Origin of the sequence: Lysinibacillus sp. FN11, from assembly GCF_024628845.1 — a bacterium.
Lineage (GTDB): Bacteria > Bacillota > Bacilli > Bacillales_A > Planococcaceae > Lysinibacillus > Lysinibacillus capsici.
The window spans coordinates 987,271-1,003,084 of sequence record NZ_CP102383.1 but is presented as its reverse complement, the minus strand read 5'-3'; the positions used below and the strand labels follow the sequence as shown (position 1 = coordinate 1,003,084).

The 15,814-nt window shown below is 30.0% G+C and carries 27 protein-coding genes; all 27 read right to left on the bottom strand.

The features are described 5' to 3' along the window. Nucleotides 1-85: 85 nt before the first annotated feature. On the bottom strand, nt 86-1,582 hold the full coding sequence (locus NP781_RS05105) for a recombinase family protein (RefSeq protein WP_257521629.1): 1,497 nt from the start codon (nt 1,580-1,582) through the stop codon (nt 86-88). An 11-nt stretch (nt 1,583-1,593) separates the two neighbouring features. Next, nucleotides 1,594-2,025, bottom strand: a complete 432-nt coding sequence (locus NP781_RS05100) for a hypothetical protein (protein WP_257521628.1) — start codon at nt 2,023-2,025, stop codon at nt 1,594-1,596. Between the two features lie 87 nt (nt 2,026-2,112). Further along, a complete protein-coding gene (locus tag NP781_RS05095; protein WP_257521627.1) occupies nt 2,113-2,274 on the bottom strand; it encodes a hypothetical protein in 162 nt (53 codons plus the stop codon). Then, nucleotides 2,274-2,792 carry a dihydrofolate reductase gene (locus NP781_RS05090; protein WP_257521626.1) on the bottom strand — a complete coding sequence of 173 codons (519 nt, stop codon included), beginning with the start codon at nt 2,790-2,792 and terminating at the stop codon, nt 2,274-2,276. The genes NP781_RS05095 and NP781_RS05090 overlap by 1 nt, the downstream gene beginning before the upstream one ends. Before the next feature lie 146 nt (nt 2,793-2,938). Beyond that, nucleotides 2,939-3,829, bottom strand: coding sequence for a thymidylate synthase (gene thyA, locus NP781_RS05085; protein ID WP_257521625.1), 891 nt, complete (start codon nt 3,827-3,829; stop codon nt 2,939-2,941). 70 nt (nt 3,830-3,899) lie between these two features. Continuing rightward, a complete protein-coding gene (locus NP781_RS05080) occupies nt 3,900-4,043 on the bottom strand; it encodes a hypothetical protein (RefSeq protein ID WP_257521624.1) in 144 nt (47 codons plus the stop codon). After that, complete coding sequence (locus NP781_RS05075) at nt 4,018-4,215, bottom strand: hypothetical protein (RefSeq protein WP_257521622.1); 198 nt, start codon at nt 4,213-4,215, stop codon at nt 4,018-4,020. The genes NP781_RS05080 and NP781_RS05075 overlap by 26 nt, the downstream gene beginning before the upstream one ends. A gap of 122 nt (nt 4,216-4,337) precedes the next feature. Continuing rightward, complete coding sequence (locus tag NP781_RS05070) at nt 4,338-4,967, bottom strand: hypothetical protein (protein WP_373880537.1); 630 nt, start codon at nt 4,965-4,967, stop codon at nt 4,338-4,340. A gap of 68 nt (nt 4,968-5,035) precedes the next feature. Continuing rightward, nucleotides 5,036-6,712, bottom strand: a complete 1,677-nt coding sequence (locus NP781_RS05065) for a ribonucleoside-diphosphate reductase subunit alpha (protein WP_257521621.1) — start codon at nt 6,710-6,712, stop codon at nt 5,036-5,038. Nucleotides 6,713-6,781: 69 nt separating this feature from the next. Then, nucleotides 6,782-8,053 (bottom strand): ribonucleotide-diphosphate reductase subunit beta, encoded by a 1,272-nt coding sequence (locus tag NP781_RS05060; protein WP_257521620.1) that lies wholly within the window; start codon nt 8,051-8,053, stop codon nt 6,782-6,784. Nucleotides 8,054-8,111: 58 nt separating this feature from the next. Then, a complete protein-coding gene (locus NP781_RS05055) occupies nt 8,112-8,357 on the bottom strand; it encodes a glutaredoxin family protein (protein ID WP_257521619.1) in 246 nt (81 codons plus the stop codon). A gap of 44 nt (nt 8,358-8,401) precedes the next feature. Next, nucleotides 8,402-8,683 (bottom strand): nucleoside/nucleotide kinase family protein, encoded by a 282-nt coding sequence (locus NP781_RS25490; protein WP_306830444.1) that lies wholly within the window; start codon nt 8,681-8,683, stop codon nt 8,402-8,404. Between the two features lie 230 nt (nt 8,684-8,913). Beyond that, nucleotides 8,914-9,336 carry a hypothetical protein gene (locus NP781_RS05045; protein ID WP_257521618.1) on the bottom strand — a complete coding sequence of 141 codons (423 nt, stop codon included), beginning with the start codon at nt 9,334-9,336 and terminating at the stop codon, nt 8,914-8,916. A 209-nt stretch (nt 9,337-9,545) separates the two neighbouring features. Further along, complete coding sequence (locus NP781_RS05040) at nt 9,546-9,926, bottom strand: hypothetical protein (protein ID WP_257521617.1); 381 nt, start codon at nt 9,924-9,926, stop codon at nt 9,546-9,548. A gap of 67 nt (nt 9,927-9,993) precedes the next feature. Continuing rightward, nucleotides 9,994-10,761: an RlpA-like double-psi beta-barrel domain-containing protein gene (locus NP781_RS05035; protein ID WP_257521616.1), complete on the bottom strand. Its 768-nt coding sequence runs from the start codon at nt 10,759-10,761 to the stop codon at nt 9,994-9,996. A 122-nt stretch (nt 10,762-10,883) separates the two neighbouring features. Then, nucleotides 10,884-11,318 (bottom strand): hypothetical protein, encoded by a 435-nt coding sequence (locus NP781_RS05030; protein ID WP_257521615.1) that lies wholly within the window; start codon nt 11,316-11,318, stop codon nt 10,884-10,886. A 44-nt stretch (nt 11,319-11,362) separates the two neighbouring features. Beyond that, the gene (locus NP781_RS05025) at nt 11,363-11,569 is read right to left on the bottom strand and encodes a hypothetical protein (RefSeq protein WP_257521614.1); all 207 of its coding nucleotides are present in this window, start codon (nt 11,567-11,569) and stop codon (nt 11,363-11,365) included. A gap of 84 nt (nt 11,570-11,653) precedes the next feature. Next, nucleotides 11,654-11,827 carry a hypothetical protein gene (locus tag NP781_RS05020; protein ID WP_257521613.1) on the bottom strand — a complete coding sequence of 58 codons (174 nt, stop codon included), beginning with the start codon at nt 11,825-11,827 and terminating at the stop codon, nt 11,654-11,656. A gap of 106 nt (nt 11,828-11,933) precedes the next feature. Further along, entirely contained in the window at nt 11,934-12,413 is a 480-nt protein-coding gene (locus tag NP781_RS05015; protein ID WP_257521612.1) for a hypothetical protein, read from the bottom strand. A 37-nt stretch (nt 12,414-12,450) separates the two neighbouring features. Then, on the bottom strand, nt 12,451-12,606 hold the full coding sequence (locus NP781_RS05010) for a hypothetical protein (RefSeq protein WP_257521611.1): 156 nt from the start codon (nt 12,604-12,606) through the stop codon (nt 12,451-12,453). A 13-nt stretch (nt 12,607-12,619) separates the two neighbouring features. Further along, a complete protein-coding gene (locus tag NP781_RS05005; protein ID WP_257521610.1) occupies nt 12,620-12,829 on the bottom strand; it encodes a hypothetical protein in 210 nt (69 codons plus the stop codon). Nucleotides 12,830-12,929: 100 nt separating this feature from the next. Continuing rightward, nucleotides 12,930-13,313 carry a hypothetical protein gene (locus NP781_RS05000; RefSeq protein ID WP_257521609.1) on the bottom strand — a complete coding sequence of 128 codons (384 nt, stop codon included), beginning with the start codon at nt 13,311-13,313 and terminating at the stop codon, nt 12,930-12,932. 379 nt (nt 13,314-13,692) lie between these two features. After that, a complete protein-coding gene (locus tag NP781_RS04995) occupies nt 13,693-13,977 on the bottom strand; it encodes a hypothetical protein (RefSeq protein WP_257521608.1) in 285 nt (94 codons plus the stop codon). A 44-nt stretch (nt 13,978-14,021) separates the two neighbouring features. Next, on the bottom strand, nt 14,022-14,525 hold the full coding sequence (locus NP781_RS04990; protein WP_257521607.1) for a hypothetical protein: 504 nt from the start codon (nt 14,523-14,525) through the stop codon (nt 14,022-14,024). Nucleotides 14,526-14,582: 57 nt separating this feature from the next. After that, nucleotides 14,583-14,729, bottom strand: a complete 147-nt coding sequence (locus NP781_RS04985) for a hypothetical protein (protein WP_257521606.1) — start codon at nt 14,727-14,729, stop codon at nt 14,583-14,585. Nucleotides 14,730-14,760: 31 nt separating this feature from the next. Then, entirely contained in the window at nt 14,761-14,979 is a 219-nt protein-coding gene (locus NP781_RS04980) for a hypothetical protein (protein WP_257521605.1), read from the bottom strand. 43 nt (nt 14,980-15,022) lie between these two features. Beyond that, nucleotides 15,023-15,814: a DNA adenine methylase gene (locus NP781_RS04975; RefSeq protein ID WP_257521604.1), complete on the bottom strand. Its 792-nt coding sequence runs from the start codon at nt 15,812-15,814 to the stop codon at nt 15,023-15,025.

Below are 15,814 nucleotides of genomic sequence, written 5' to 3'. Positions count from 1 at the left end.
GTATTGTTCTTAATTACACAATATGTCCCTTATTTTCATATGTATTTTATTCCAACATACAGTATCTATTTTACAGTCTATCCCCTTAAAGAAAATTTACCGTTACCTCTATTTCATCCCATTCGGTTCGCTTCCATATTATTTCTGATATAATATTTTTAATGTAAGTATTCTGTTTGGCTTTATCGTTTTCATCACTACTTTTTTTCATGCGCTCAATAAATTCATCTATTCTTTTAATTCTGTCAGTGTTAGTCATATTAGAAAATGATTCAAACTTTTCTCTTTTCTTCCTAACAATATTTTCTAACTCATATACTTTCTCTTCTCTTTCTTTGATTTTTGATTTAGCTTTATCCGAAGAATATCTACCTTCTTCAAACCACAACTCAATATTCTCAATCGCTTTATATTGAGTATCTAATTTAGCATCTAACTTTTCTATCTCTTTAAGTAACATTGTCTTTTCTTTATCTTTTAGCTGGTCATTTTCTATATCCTTTAAAGCTCCTTTTATTGTGGCAGCAGATTTAAAAATAGAATTCATTACTATTTCAGCTCTACCACCTTTACATTGTTTACACTTAGAACAATTCGATATTTCATCTCTCCCGTCATGACTCGCCTTTCTTATTGTTAGAGTTGAATTACAATTGTAACATTTTACCATACCTGATAATACATTAACATTATTTTTTCTTGTATGAGTATTATTTTCATTTATTGTCTTTAAAATTCTTTCGTGTTCTTCCTGCGTTTTTATTGCTGGATGTGCATTATATACAGTTTTCCATTCGCTTTTAGGTACATACTCAAATTTCTTTTTTATAGTAGATTTTGATTTCCGATTACCTTTTGTTTTGTTGTAAACGATATGCCCAAGAGTAACTTCTGCTTTTAATTGTTGTAATATTGTTGCACCAGTCCACAATGTATTTTTAGGGGATGGTATCTGTTGTTTGTTTAATGACCATGCAATATCATTACTAGACATATTCTCGTTTAAATACATATCGTAAATCATTCTTAAAACTTTAGCTTGTTCATCATTCACATCTAATTTCTTAGTTTTTCTATTGTAATCATATCCATAAGGCGGGGATGAAAAAACCCATCTTCCCATCTCTACTGCCATTTTTCTTCCATGAGTCAACTTTTTGTTGATATTCTTATAATCTCGCCTTGCCATAAATTGTTTAAAAGCCAACATTTCTTCAGAAGCTTCATCCTCCATGTTGTAAATAGTGAATGGAGTAGTCTCTATAATCAACGTACTACTGTTTAAAAATACATTTGTAATTATGTCTTGATCTGTTCCACTACCTCTACCAAGTCTGTCATAATAAGTTACAACTACTGCATCATACAATCCTATTCCAACATCATCTAATAGTTCACACATTAATGGTCTAGCCTCAATAGAATCACCTGAACCAATTTCTTTATAAACTGTATAACTCCAGCCATATTTTTCACACACTTGGATAGAACTACGCTCATGTTTTATTAAATCCTCTGACTCTTCACCTCTTGAACGTCTGAGATAAATTGCTACATTTTTTATATCCTTTAATTCTTTCAATTTTCATACACCTACTGTCCCTTATAAATAATTTTTACTGAAAATATATCATCATCGTTAATTGTTATAGCTTGTGGATTCCAAAACAAATCTTTCTGAATTCTACATATTTTATACTTGTTGGCTTGTGAAATTATAGACTGTATACTTCTTTCTTTTTCTAGTTTCTTTTGCACTCCTATTGCACCTTCATGTGGATACACTTCTGATAATATTTTCAATTCCTCATCCGTCCATAAGTCTTGACGTTGTATTATCTTGTTTTGTTCACGAGATTCCTTTGCTACTAAAGGATCTTTCTTTAACCCTAATCTCTTAGCTCTCCTTAATATTTGAGTATTTGTATAATGAGGAAATATCTCAGCCAATTGATTGGCTGTCTTATATTTATAAACTTTTTTCAACAAATCACTCTCTTCTTGAGACCATCTGATACGACTCAAACTCATCACTCCTAAATATCAATATCACATAAAGATATAATAGCAAAAAACACTGACGCAATACAACATCAGTGCTAGTTGCTAATCCTAATCACAACTCATATAAGATTCAATTTCTAACAATCTTTCTACAGGTAAAGATTTTAAATACTTTAATAAAGCATCGTGGAATATCTTATCTATTTCTTCATTTGGGATAATGCAGCTTGAGTATTCTTTATTGTTTTTTTCAGTGTTTAATTTCTTCATCAAATATCATCCTTTCTTTCATAATTAATAAATTCAAACCTCAATCCATTTTCTTCATGTTCTTCACTATGTACTTTCTTAAATTGTTGCTTTACTTGTTGATAAGGAAAATATGTATCACCCTTTTTATTGTCGTGTATGTAAGTAATAAAAACTTTATCAGCATATGGTAATGCTTGCTCATATAAAGACTGCCCTCCACAAATCCATATATCCTTATCTTGATCACCTGATTCTATATAATGATTAATCACTTTATCAAATGATGATTCTATAACGACTTCCTTATGAGCTTTATACTTCTTATTAGTGGTTAAAACTACATTTAAACGTTTGTCTAACGGTTTTGGTAATTCCTCAAATGTTTTCTTCCCCATTAAACATATATTAGGATGACCACTATTACTTTGAGTAAGTTGCTTAAACCGTTGCAAATCTTTCTTAATCCTATATAGTAATTGTCCATTCTTACCTATTGAGTGTGTTTCATTTATTGCTGCGATAATATTTATACTCATTGAATCCTCCTGCTTAAAATTGACTGTTATGTACTTGAATTGTAAAATGTAATTGTGACTAGACCGCATCTTCCTTTTGATTTAGGAAGTCACTTCCATAGTTCTTTATTTAAGTGAGTGCTTAATTTGCATTCACTCTTTTTTGTTTAAAAAGCCTGTGGTGCTTTAATAGTTGGATGTGGATTGTAATTTAACAATTCGATATCATCAAAATCAATCTCTCCAATATCTCTAAATTGTTTAACACGTTTGCTCAATTTTAAGGTAGGTAATTCTTTAGGTTCACGTTCAGTTTGTTCTTTCAATGCATCTAAATGAGTAGAGTAGATGTGGGTGTCTCCCAATTGACCAATTAATCTTCCAACTTTTAAACCTGTCATTTCAGAGATGATATGAGTAATTAATGAATAACTAGCAACATTAAAGCTCCAACCATGAAAAACATCTGAACTTCTCATTTGGAATAAACAATCAAGATGTCCATTTCTTATATAGAATTGAAATGCATCATGACATGGTGGTAATGTTTGAGTATGAGCAACCGAGGGGTTAGCTGAATACACCTTTAATCTACGACTATCTGGATTATCTTTTATTTCATTAATCACATTCATTAATTGATCAGTTCCATCATTATTAAAATCACGCCAAATACTACCGTAAATTTTCCCTAAATCATAACCGTTTACTTTTGCATCTTCACGAAATTCATCTAATGTAAAGGTAGGAGTGTGAGAATGCTCATTCATTTCTTTTAAATATTTCTTATACGCATCACGAGTCCAAATATCTACATTCTGATCAAGTAAAAATTTCAAATTTGTAATGCCTTTTAAGAACATAATTGTCTCAGCTACTACACCTTTCCAATATACTCGTTTAGTTGTTAGTAGTGGAAATCCGTCCTGTAAATCAATTTCAATTTGATTACCAAATAAACTAATTGTACCTGTACCAGTTCTATCTCCTTTAATTACACCCTCTTCTAACACTTTAAATACTAAATCCTTATATACTAAATCAACATGTTTACCCAATGACATTCTCCTTTATGTAAAGTAACGAGAGTAGAAATTAATCCACTCTCGTATGTAATTATGTATTTTCTTATTTATTAAAAAGTTTCTTCAGTGCCTTTTTTAACTTACCCTTTTTCTTCTTTTTCTTAGGGGCTTCTTTAACTGTTTCACTTAAAGCTTCAACTACCTCAACTTTTTCTTCTTCATTACTTAGTAGACCTTCTGGAAGCAATAACTTGATCTTCAACTTTCTTATCAAATTTCACAAACTTATTATTAAATCGTTCTGAACCTGATCCATAGAAATCTTCAGAAGAAATTACCCCATTTCCGTTGTGTTGAGGTACAAATGGTAATCCCTTTTGTTTAGCTTCTAATTTACGTTGTTTACGTGATTTCTTCATTAAATCAATCTCCTCTTTAATTATGTATTTTTAATAATATCCATGATTTATTGAAAGTTAATTATACAAATTTGTTATTTATAGCATCATTCTGTTAGTTACATCAATTTATTGTTATAAAATTATAGTGCATCTACGACAAACTTAGACCAACTTTCCAATCTCTCATAATTTTCTTTTAATTCATTAATCGAGTACCATTTACCCTCTAATTGATCAGTTTCTGCAACTTCTACTTTAGCATCTTCTGATAACTCAATAGTAGCAAGTAGTCCAATGTGAACTCGACCAACCTCATTTTCATCATCATTAATTAATCCTACAACTTTGATTTCTAATTTCTCTGAATCAATCTCTAATTCTTCATTAAGCTCTCGATTTAAATTTTCCATTAGAAGTTCATTAAAATTGTCTAATCCTTCAATTACATTCATATGACCACCTATACCTAATGAAATACTACCGTGTAAACGTGTCTCCCCACCTCCAGATAAACGAGTATAACCAAAGTAACGATCACCTTTTTTGATTACTGCATATGGAATTGGTTGTTTGTATGTAACATCTTCTTCTGCATCTCCACGACGCATTGTACTAATATTGCTACTTAGATTATTTACAATTGAGTTAACTGTTTCAGGATTATCTTTAGCATTTAATACTCCTTGAAATAATAACTCTTCATTAGTAAATAATGATTTACGTTCAGTAACTAGAATGATTTCATCCATCTTGTTAATTGTCTTTGTCATAATTATTTATTTCCCCTTTTATTATTCTATTTATTTGTTTATGTATTTAAAAATTTATTTCTATCAAATTATGCTTCACAACTACTACATAGTTTATCTTTACTGAATTGTTGAGCTGCATTTGTACTATGTTGGTAATAAAGAGTTTTAATTTCATTTTTCCATGCAAAGATATGTAAATCATTAATTTCCTTTGCTGACATTTTAGGATTAACCATAATATTTAATGATTGTCCTTGGTCAATAAATTTTTGACGCATTGCAGCTTGTTCTAATACTACATATTGGTCAATCTCAGCGAAAGTTTTAAACACTTCTTTCTCATGCTCAGATAAGAAATCTAGATGTTGAACAGAACCATCATTACTACGAATACTATTCCAAGTTTCTTTATTATCTTTTCCATGCGATTTTAATGCTTCTTTAAGATATGGATTACGAATAGTCACTTTTGCTTTGGCTACATCTTTTACATAAATATTAGACCAAATCGGCTCAATTGATTGTGAAACTTGCCCTAAGATAAATGCAGAACTTGTAGTTGGAGCAATGGCTAGTAAGGTGCTGTTACGTCTACCATATCCCTTTAACACTTCAGGTTCTCCAAATAAAACACCTAATTCTTTAGAGGCTTTAATGGATTTCTTTTGAATAAATTTAGAGATGCGAACGTTTAATTGAGAAGCTTCAACACTTTCAAATGAAATCAATTTAGATTGTAAATATGAATGATATCCAAGTGTACCTAAACCTAATGCACGATGTTCTTTAGCAAAATTATATGCTCTTTCCATATAAGTGAATGCGTTTCTTTTTTCTGCTTCTTCAGAATCTCGCATTTCTTCTAGGTCACTAATAAATTCAGAAATAACTGCATCTAAGAAGTAAATCATTGTCTCTACTGCATCAGTATCTTTCCATTCATCAAAATGTAAAAGGTTCATAGAAGATAAGCAACATACAAATGAATATCTATTATTGTTTGGTAAAGCAATTTCTGAACATAAGTTTGAGTGATTAATTTTCATTCCTTTATCTTTATATGCGTCTACAGTATTATTGTTTACAGTATCAGTGAAGAAAATATATGGGTATCCAATTTCTACACGACTTTGAATAACTTTAGCCCAAATAGAACGTTTTTTACTATCGCCATCAATCATTTCTTTCATCCATTTATCAGTAACAGTTACTCCATGAGTCATTTTTTGAATAGGATTTCCTTCACTTCCTATTTGTAAGAATTCTTCAATGTCTGGGTGGTCGATAGGTAAGTATGGAGAAAAAGCACCTCTACGCATACTACCTTGACTAGCTACATCAATAAGAGTTTCAAACATATTCATAAAATGAACTGCACCTGAAGATTTACCATTATCAGAAATTGGTGCTCCACGATGACGTAAATTCCCGAAATAACCAGAAGTTCCTCCACCAAACTTACTCATCATACCAACTTCTCCATGAGTATATAAAATATTTGCCATATTATCATCAATTGATGATCCAAAACATGAGATACTTAAACCCTTTTTATTCCCAAAATTAGACCAAACTGGAGAAGATAATGAATAGTAGCCTTTACTTAAATATGTATAAAACTTATAAGAGAATCCTTCAATTCCTAAAATTTTCTCAGCATGGTCAGATATTTCTTTTAATCGTTGTTCAGCACTAACTCCTTCTTTTAAATATCCACCTTTTAAAAAGTTTCTACTATTTTCGTTTAACCATTCAAATGTCATAAGTTTATTAGACTCCCTTTTAATAATAAAATTTGGCAGTTTTATAACATACCAAGGTTCTATTATTAATTAAAACAAATCATCTGCTCCTATGCTTTTAGTTCTCTTTGTATAATTAACTGAACGTTTATCAAAGAAATCTACATGCTTCGTACTTTCTAATTCATCTGTAAACCAATCTGTCTGATCTACTAATTCTTCATTGATTTCAAAAATAGGCTCAAATCCAGTACTCTTTAATGAATTATTCAATCTATTTTTAATAAACTCTATAACTACTACTTTAGGTAAGAAATCTAAATCTCCATCTTCATAAATCCAATCCACTACAGACACTTCTGATTCAAACGTATTCTTACAAGCTTCATAAACTTTATTACTCAATTCTTCATCGAACCATTCGGGATTTTCATTTCTAATAATACCAACTAATTCAATACCGAACATTCCGTGTAATTGTTCTTCTTTGGATGTAGCTTCAATAGCATTAGATATACCTTTAAATAGATTCTTATACTTATTGAACGACATGATAATTAAGAACTGAGAGAATAGGGATACGTGTTCAATAAATAACGAAAATAGAATAAGTGATAATGTAAAATCTTTATTACTCTCAGTTTTAAGATATTTCACGGCACTCGTTAAACTATTAACTCTCTTAGATAGAGCAGGAATGTCTTGAATTTTATCAAACTCATTATTTAATCCTAAAATTTCTAATAGGTGAGAATAAGCATCACTATGTCGTACTTCTGATTCCGAGAAAGTAGCTCCTACTGCTCCTACTTCAGGTTTAGGCATACGATTATGCAAATCTCCCCAAAAGTTTTTAACTGCAACTTCTACCTGTGAAATAGCTAACATTGCATTCTTAATCGCATTACGTTCTTTGTCACTAATATTAACCTTATAGTCATGAATATCCGAAGTGTAATTAAACTCAGTATGCAGCCAGTATGAATGTTGGATCGCCTCTTTATATTCATTTAAGTGCGGATATTCATAAGGTTTTAAATTTATTCGACTCTTAAAAATATCTGGTTTTCGTTCTTGTGAGCGTTTTTCCCGATAAAGGATATACGCCTTAGCTGTTGCTTTATACTTAGAATTAAGAAGAACCATTTCTACAATATCTTGAACATACTCAACTGACAATTCATTTTCTTCATTATTTGATTTACCCAATGCTTCTAATACATCTTGAGCAAGTGCCTCTGACTCTTCACTGTCAAACTCCCCAGTTTCCTTCCCTGCTTTGCTAATAGCATTAATAACCTTCTCTAGTTTAAATTCGACTATGGAGTTATCTCTCTTTTTAATAGTTTTTGTTAATGTCAAATTATTTCCTCCTTGTTTATGTATCTGACTGATTCACTTTAATAGAAATTGTTATTTGTTATTCTTCAAGGAGTTCTTTGATAACTTCAATCGGCTGAATTCCATTTAATTTTAATTGTCCTTCATCACTATCTATTAGGATTACTGGTACACTTGATAAATTATACTTCTCAATCGCATCAATATCTTTAGCAATGTCTATTGTATTGAATGGAATACCCTCTCCTTCTAAGATGATTTGCATTTTATTGCAATCTGGACACATTGGTGTTGAACGTTTGATTAATGTTAATTTATTTTTCATAAATACTTCCTCTTTCTGCTTTTTTATTTTAATTTATGTATTTATTAATAATTAAGTAATATCTGCTCCACAATTTCTTTTGTAGTCATCTTACCTGTATCAAATTTTACTACTTCTAAATGTTCAACTTTATGTAATGCTTCTTCATATTTACCTTTAGCATATTTCAATTTCTCTAATGATACATAATCATCACCACGAGAATTAAATCGATTCTCTAATACTTCATCATCTGCATATAAGTAAATAACAATTGCATTACCTTTCATTTCTTGTTCAATGAATCTACGTTGTTCATCAGATAACATTGCAAAGTCATCATACATAGGTGCATATATCTCATTGCAAATATGAAATCTATCAAATATTACACTATCCATCTTAGTAAACTCTAGAAACTTTTCAAATAATTCATCTTGCGAACACTGACTGTGCTGAAATGAGCTGCCTTTCACTACTTTAAACTCTGTAATGTCAGATAGCATATCAACTAAACTTGTCTTACCACTACAATCAGTTCCTACTACAATATAATTTATATTAATCACCGCAATCCCTATGTATTTGTATATGTATTGTTACTTCCATATGTAATGTCTGTCAGTTCTCTAGGCTTATACTTCCTATTCTTTTGCTTATTAATAATTCCTCTTACATCACCTAATGTATTATTAAAAATACTTATGTTTGGAAGCTTTGGTTTTAACTTGTCATATGCACTCTTCATGACATCCAACATATCCTTGGCTTTCCTGCGTTCATTTCTAACTATATGTAATTTACGATCCGCTTCATATCCTTTATTAGCAGGTAAAGTTTCGAACTCAATATGATGTAATAAGTCTTCTTGTTCACGCTGCTTCTGATCAACTAATTGTGATAAATATTCAACCTCTTTAGGTAGCTTATCTAAAAAGTCTCTAACAAAAGCTAAATCCTTTTCAAACTGAATGACTTCTTTTAAAGTATCTTTGGTCAAATTAATCACCTAACTCTCGTTTGAGGTATTCCTCGAAAGTAATACCTTTAGTTTCACGAATTTTACTATTAACAAATTTATAGCCATAATATTCTAATGCTGAATCACTAATTTTCATATTCTCATCTCCTTTTTTTGTTGGTATGTGATTATTATAACATCACATTTCATAATTACAAGTATAAATTATGTATTTATTAATATTATTTTTAGTATCCATCCATATATGCTACTTCAAAATATAATCCATAATCATCTTCACCATAAATAAATTGGAGATCAGAGTATTTACTAATCTTTTCGCTAATGTAATTCTTTGTGAATATGAAAATTGTTTCTAAATATCTTGAATCAAACGGAGAACAATGTACTTTGTGATATAGTTCAATTTCAAATTTAAACGATTCATCACGCAATGTATTTGCGTCCATATAATATCTAATGGCAGTTTTATTGTTGTAAGCAAATTCATCTTTAATGTGCTGATATAAATGTTTGTAAAATGGTTTCTTAAAGCATAAATCCTTTAATTTAACTTTTAGTTTCATCGTCTTTTTTATCCACTTGATTCTTTTTCTAAACTTCAACAATTATTCACCTTCCTTGATAGTTGAGCAGAGAAAGAGTATTATCAATCTCTACTCAATAATTATATATTTATTTTAAACTCCCAATTACTCTATATTGACCATTGATTCTTCCAAATTGCTTAGCTTTAGATTCACTAGAAACTAGTACATCTAAAATTCCTGTATGAGATATTGCTCCACCTCTGTCCAAGATTACTGCATTTTCTGTTGTACCATTAGGGTATTTTAATTCTAATAAAGTGTATAGTGGAAGTCCTTTATAGCTTGCCACAACTCTATAACCTTGATAGTATTCAGAGTTACCTATGAAGACACCACTAGCAGATGTACCAGTACAGCCCTCTGGACAATATGCAGTGTAAGCTGTGAATTCAGCATTAATCCACCCTGATTGAGTACCAGTATCCACTTGTTTATTACTATTAACATTTTGTACTTGCTGCTTTTTATTTTCATTTGCTAATCGCACCTGTTCAGCCTTTTTAACTTCCTCAATTCTCTTGGCTTCAGCTAATTGTCTTTCTTTTTCAATCCTAGTCAATGTTTCTTGTTCGAGTTTAGCTTGTCTCTCCTTCTCTAAGCGTTGGCGTTCTAACTCCTCCAACCTTTTTCTTTCCTCTTCTTTTAAGCGTTCGTATTCTTTTTTAATATTGTCGAAAAGTGGTATAAATCGGTAAGCAGCTAACCTTTTCTCAACTTCATCAGAAGTGTATTTATGTACATTACTACTCTCTTCCTTATGATTCTCTTGTATAGCTTTAGATGCAAATACTCCCCAACCAAGGGTGCATACGATAATAGTTGGAACTGTCACAGACTTTTTAAGCTTTTTCATTTATTCGCTTATTCTCTACAAACACTTCTCATTCGAATCTCATATGACAATTATGTAATTGTGCGATTCTCTTGCAGAAATAAACTTCCCTACTTTCTAATTTTATGTATTTTCACTTATAATTAATTTAATTTTTCATGGATTGTAATAAATGTATTATCATTAGTAATTTTAGATGAAATGACATACCCACTCTTCAATAGTAAATTTTGTATAGTTTCAGCATCATACTCATCAATAATTTCTAGTGTGAATTGTCCTAGCATATTTTCAACTTCTTTTTCTAAAGTAGCATAACAAATGTCATCATTATTAATAACAAGAACATCTCCATTTTCCGATAATTCATATCCATTATCATACAGTATCTTTGTAAATGACTTTGTATAAACATTTTCTGAACCAAAGATAATCTTAGAAGGTAAATCTGATTTAAAGCGTGAATAGAGTTCTTCTGGAATATTTTCATGATAATTATAATACTTTACTGAAACATTCTTGATTTCTACTTTTACATTGGACAAGTCATCTGCTGTTAAAATTGTCATTACTGTCATACGATCAGCCCTTTCTAGTAATTCCTTTTCGTAAAATATGGTTTTTATTTAACTTTATAGCCTAATACAGTACCAATTAAACTAGGTGCTTCATAGCTATCCTTAACTTTTTGTAGCAATTTGACACATTGATCTAGTGCTTTGTATTCTCCTGTAAATTCAGGATGATATCTATTTTCCCAATAGACAGTCTCTCCAACTTCGAAACCTTCTCCAAATAAATACTTCTTTATTGCTTTTAATATTTTCATATTCACTTGCCTCGTTTTCTTTTATAAAATCAAAATATTATTTAATTATTCATTTTCTTCTCTTTCAAATTCACAGTCCATTCATTAGATACATCTACCCTCTAATATCCTTATGATCGTTTCAAGAACATCTATTTGATCATATAATTCTCTCTTCTTTTTTCTATTGTACCTAAGATAAGGGTCTTCAGCTTCATCCAGCAAAATACTAATCTGATTAGATAATTCTTTAATACGTTTATCTATATATGGAAACATAATTACCCTCCTGATTTTCCAATAATATTGTCATTTTATCTAAATTTCATATTAGGAATATGATAATAAAGTAATATTTTCACCATATTCCTAATATATTTACTAATTATTTTTCAATCAATTCTAATTCAAAGCTATTTCCGTCCTTATCCACATGAATGCTAAATACATGAGTGTATTCGTTAATATCAACGTTACTAAATTCAAATTCTAAACCAGATGTTAATACTGAATTATTGATTACTACTTTAAAATCATGAGATGGATCTCCAAGGTTATTGTATAAGATACCTTCAGCAATCAACTTAAACTGCTTCGCATTTTCATGGTTATATAGTGGTTTAAATTTAATTTTAGTTGATTTAGGAGTTAATTCTTTTTCGAAGTCAGTTAAGGTTTCAGTATTGTTAACTTCTCCAATAGCTTTTATCATATCGATATTAAAGTCTGTAATATTAATTGCGAAATACGATGCTTGATCAGTATGTACTAATATACCTTTTGTAGCAGTGTCTAACTTTGTGATAAATTTACCTTTATCATCAAACACTTTTAAATCCATTACATCCATTAAGAAATTCTTCATATTAATTGTTCTCCTCTAGCGTAAGTCGCCACCTATTTTATTTTTCAATAATTACTTTAACACCGATAAATTTATTATCTGGTAGTAATTTACTTACATCTTCATCTACTAATTCAAGATATTGATTCATCTCTACTTCATCACGATCAAAAATACCTGTCTCACATTTAATATTAATTTTTACACTTTCCATCTAATTTTCCTCCTTATTTTCTTCTAATTGTATTCTTGTACTTAGGTTTACGATTTTCAGTAAACTTTTCATACTTGCCTTTCCATGCACTAATCACACGTTTAAGCTGCTTAATTTGCCTATTCTTATTAATGAGTTGTTTCTTGAGGTGAAAGTTTTCTGCTTCCACCTTTTTATAATGTTCCCATACATTCTGTTCGGTTAATGTTTTCCCATCTTGCATAAGACTCAACTCCAATTATGTATTTGATAATACTAATCTTTTATGAAAATTTAAGTATTCCAATATCCAGTGTTTACAATGATTTTAAGATTATGTATTTTCAATATAAAAGCAATCTAGGTTCATAATGTCCTTCCAATCTATATTCCTCTTTCATATTGTAATCAACTGTAGAAGTTAGAATTCGATTATTTAAAAATTCCATGCCACGATCATCACTTAATGAGTATTTATCAATAAATGAATAATGATGTTTATTACCCCGTGTAGAATCGCTCATTGGTAGAGTTTTCAATACTACCTCATATCCATTTTTATCAATAATGACTTCACGATAGTCTCTACTTTTACGTTCTCGAACGACATTTTCATACTTTAATAACTCATCAATTAATTCTGAAGCTTTTTCAAAGTTAATGTAATAAATTGCAACTCCAATATGCTTATCTTCTTCGACTATTTTTGTATTTACGAAATTCAACATCAATCTTCCCCCTTATTTAAATATCTTGCTTTGCTTATTTCTTAATTCTAAATACTCTTTGTTATTCTTTGAATCAAATGCTTTGATCTCCAGATTAGGTAATTGAGCAATAAGCTTATCTTTAAAATACAATTCATATTTGTAATGGTAAACATAAGGAATTTTAGATACCCTATTTGTTATGTATTGAATTTCATCTTCAGTTTTTTTAACCCTAAATTTTGATAGTAGACTTGAATTAGCTAATTTCTTATAAGGATACTTCTTATAAATATTCTGTCTAATGTAACCTAACATAAATCCTGTTGTCTCATTATCGAAAACCATACGATATTTATTTAAAATATCAATCTCTCCATTCTTTTATAATAGTGTGATTTTATTTAGCCTCAGTACCATGAACATTACCCCATAAATAAGCTTCAACAATATCTCTATTTACACATCTATATAAGTGTTGTCGTTCACCATTCCCCATATCTACAAATACCTCGTACCAATTATATTTTCTTGATGATAAGAAATGTTTCTTAAAATGAAACTCTTGTCTTACTACGATAGGATATGTACGGTTCTTATTGATTATCTCTAAATACTCTATTAACACTTTGTCATCTTGAATATTTGTCTTTTCAGTATAATTTCCATAAGAGTAAATTCCCAAAGGTATTGATCATCCTTTCATTAATATGCGTGTATTATGGAACTCTAATAGAATACTCCATATCCAACTTGGTGATTTAACTCTTTATTCCAATATCCAACGATAGGTTCTGCATCAAGAGTTACTTGTTTGTATTCGAAATCGCTTGGCATACTATATTTTATAAACCACATGAATAAATCGAAAACTCCTTCTGAACTAAAATATGCTTCTTGAACTAAGTAATTATCATTTTCATCTGTCTCTCCGTCTACTCGACTGAATTCAAATCCATGATTCAGTAGAATTTCAACAGCTTCTTCACAAATACTTGACTGTTCATATTCAGATAGTAAGTATCTCCAATTATTATATCTCTCCATATTCTTAATTCCTGTATAATCCTCACCGTAATGTAATTGTAATCCAATCTTTTTACATGTATCTTTATACGCTTGTCTCATTTCAATTGCTGAATAGTTAGCTTCAACATAGTAATTCTCACATTTTCCATGTCCATCATCTGACCAATCCCCTACTGGCACTTTAAATAATTTTTCGTTTGTCATATTAGTTCATTCTCCATTCCGTTTTTTGTATTTATTTAAATAAAAGATGAATATCATTTAATCTAATTTTTCATCAATACATCTGTCCTTCGCTCTTTCTCGATACTTCTCATATTCACATTGAAATTCTTCAGTTATATCAACTGGTTCCAACTCTACCTCTATGCCATTCCTTAACCTTTCAATCATACTGTCGAATACCATTAGATCGCCTACTTTCAACAATATATTCCTTTTATTTAATTTGTTTATCTTTCAAATACACTTTGAAGCCTTTAATATTTCTTATGTACATGAATGCTCTAATATAGAATTCCTCATCATCCCATCCGTACATTCTACCATACCTATCATAACGTCTAGGAAGTACTCTCATAACTCCCTCTGCCGTAAATTCATCATTGACGAAATTATTATCTAAAATCTTTTGAATCATAGACTCTTTGGTTTCCATATCATCAACCCTTTCATAATAGGTTTCTTTTATTTTAATTCACTTATGTAATTTTATAATTTGTAATAATTAATTCTTTAAAATTAATTCGACCTGCATTCTGTTTCGAAATACCATAATAAACTTCGTGATTAACGATATTAAAGCCTTTAAATAATTCTTTTATGTATTCATCATCGTTTATAGTTAAAAGGAATTTTCCTTTAATATTGAAACAGCAATCTCGTAAATCCTTATACATGGTGTCAGTAAACTCGCCTACTGGATATGACGCTCTAGCAGTAGCTCGATACGGTGGATCTAAATAGAAAAATGAATCTTCTGAATCAAATGAGTTAATAATATCTTTAAAATCACGATTTTCAATTGTTACTTTCTTTAATCTCATATAAGCCTCATTTATGTCTTTTCCTATATCTTCTAATCTCAATCTACTATTATCTTTCGCTATACCAAAACCGCACCCACCTCCATCTGGTAAACTAGCGCCAACACCTGCTTTGAGCAGATAGTATAAAATATGTGCCTGATGCATACTATCTTTATAGTGTTTATTTTTATAGATTTGTTTATATTCATTAAATGTTTTTCTACTAACTAACGTATATTCAAAACTAGATATAAACTCATCTTTATTATTTTTAATTACTTCCCACAGATTCATTAAATTATTATCTAAATCATTTAACACTTCCCACTTGGATTTTTCTTTACCAAATAATAACCAACCTGCACCACCAAAAACTTCAACATACCCTTTATGTTCTGGAATCAAAGGTAATAAAACTTTGAGTAGTTTACTTTTGCCACCTACCCATTTAATAGGACTCTTCAT

What these genes read in the sequence shown, in the direction of transcription:
- NP781_RS05000 (WP_257521609.1), bottom strand. Translation starts at nt 13,313, where the DNA reads ATGTTGAATTTCGTAAATACAAAAATAGTCGAAGAAGATAAGCATATT.
- NP781_RS05090 (WP_257521626.1), bottom strand. Translation starts at nt 2,792, where the DNA reads ATGAGTATAAATATTATCGCAGCAATAAATGAAACACACTCAATAGGT.
- NP781_RS05095 (WP_257521627.1), bottom strand. Translation starts at nt 2,274, where the DNA reads ATGAAGAAATTAAACACTGAAAAAAACAATAAAGAATACTCAAGCTGC.
- NP781_RS05015 (WP_257521612.1), bottom strand. Translation starts at nt 12,413, where the DNA reads ATGAAGAATTTCTTAATGGATGTAATGGATTTAAAAGTGTTTGATGAT.
- NP781_RS05010 (WP_257521611.1), bottom strand. Translation starts at nt 12,606, where the DNA reads ATGGAAAGTGTAAAAATTAATATTAAATGTGAGACAGGTATTTTTGAT.
- NP781_RS05025 (WP_257521614.1), bottom strand. Translation starts at nt 11,569, where the DNA reads ATGAAAATATTAAAAGCAATAAAGAAGTATTTATTTGGAGAAGGTTTC.
- NP781_RS05070 (WP_373880537.1), bottom strand. Translation starts at nt 4,967, where the DNA reads ATGACAAAGACAATTAACAAGATGGATGAAATCATTCTAGTTACTGAA.
- NP781_RS04990 (WP_257521607.1), bottom strand. Translation starts at nt 14,525, where the DNA reads ATGACAAACGAAAAATTATTTAAAGTGCCAGTAGGGGATTGGTCAGAT.
- NP781_RS05030 (WP_257521615.1), bottom strand. Translation starts at nt 11,318, where the DNA reads ATGACAGTAATGACAATTTTAACAGCAGATGACTTGTCCAATGTAAAA.
- NP781_RS05065 (WP_257521621.1), bottom strand. Translation starts at nt 6,712, where the DNA reads ATGACATTTGAATGGTTAAACGAAAATAGTAGAAACTTTTTAAAAGGT.
- NP781_RS04975 (WP_257521604.1), bottom strand. Translation starts at nt 15,814, where the DNA reads ATGAAGAGTCCTATTAAATGGGTAGGTGGCAAAAGTAAACTACTCAAA.
- NP781_RS25490 (WP_306830444.1), bottom strand. Translation starts at nt 8,683, where the DNA reads ATGTATGATGACTTTGCAATGTTATCTGATGAACAACGTAGATTCATT.
- NP781_RS05075 (WP_257521622.1), bottom strand. Translation starts at nt 4,215, where the DNA reads ATGAAGAAATCACGTAAACAACGTAAATTAGAAGCTAAACAAAAGGGA.
- NP781_RS05055 (WP_257521619.1), bottom strand. Translation starts at nt 8,357, where the DNA reads ATGAAAAATAAATTAACATTAATCAAACGTTCAACACCAATGTGTCCA.
- NP781_RS05020 (WP_257521613.1), bottom strand. Translation starts at nt 11,827, where the DNA reads ATGTTTCCATATATAGATAAACGTATTAAAGAATTATCTAATCAGATT.
- NP781_RS04980 (WP_257521605.1), bottom strand. Translation starts at nt 14,979, where the DNA reads ATGGAAACCAAAGAGTCTATGATTCAAAAGATTTTAGATAATAATTTC.
- NP781_RS05035 (WP_257521616.1), bottom strand. Translation starts at nt 10,761, where the DNA reads ATGAAAAAGCTTAAAAAGTCTGTGACAGTTCCAACTATTATCGTATGC.
- NP781_RS04985 (WP_257521606.1), bottom strand. Translation starts at nt 14,729, where the DNA reads ATGGTATTCGACAGTATGATTGAAAGGTTAAGGAATGGCATAGAGGTA.
- NP781_RS05005 (WP_257521610.1), bottom strand. Translation starts at nt 12,829, where the DNA reads ATGCAAGATGGGAAAACATTAACCGAACAGAATGTATGGGAACATTAT.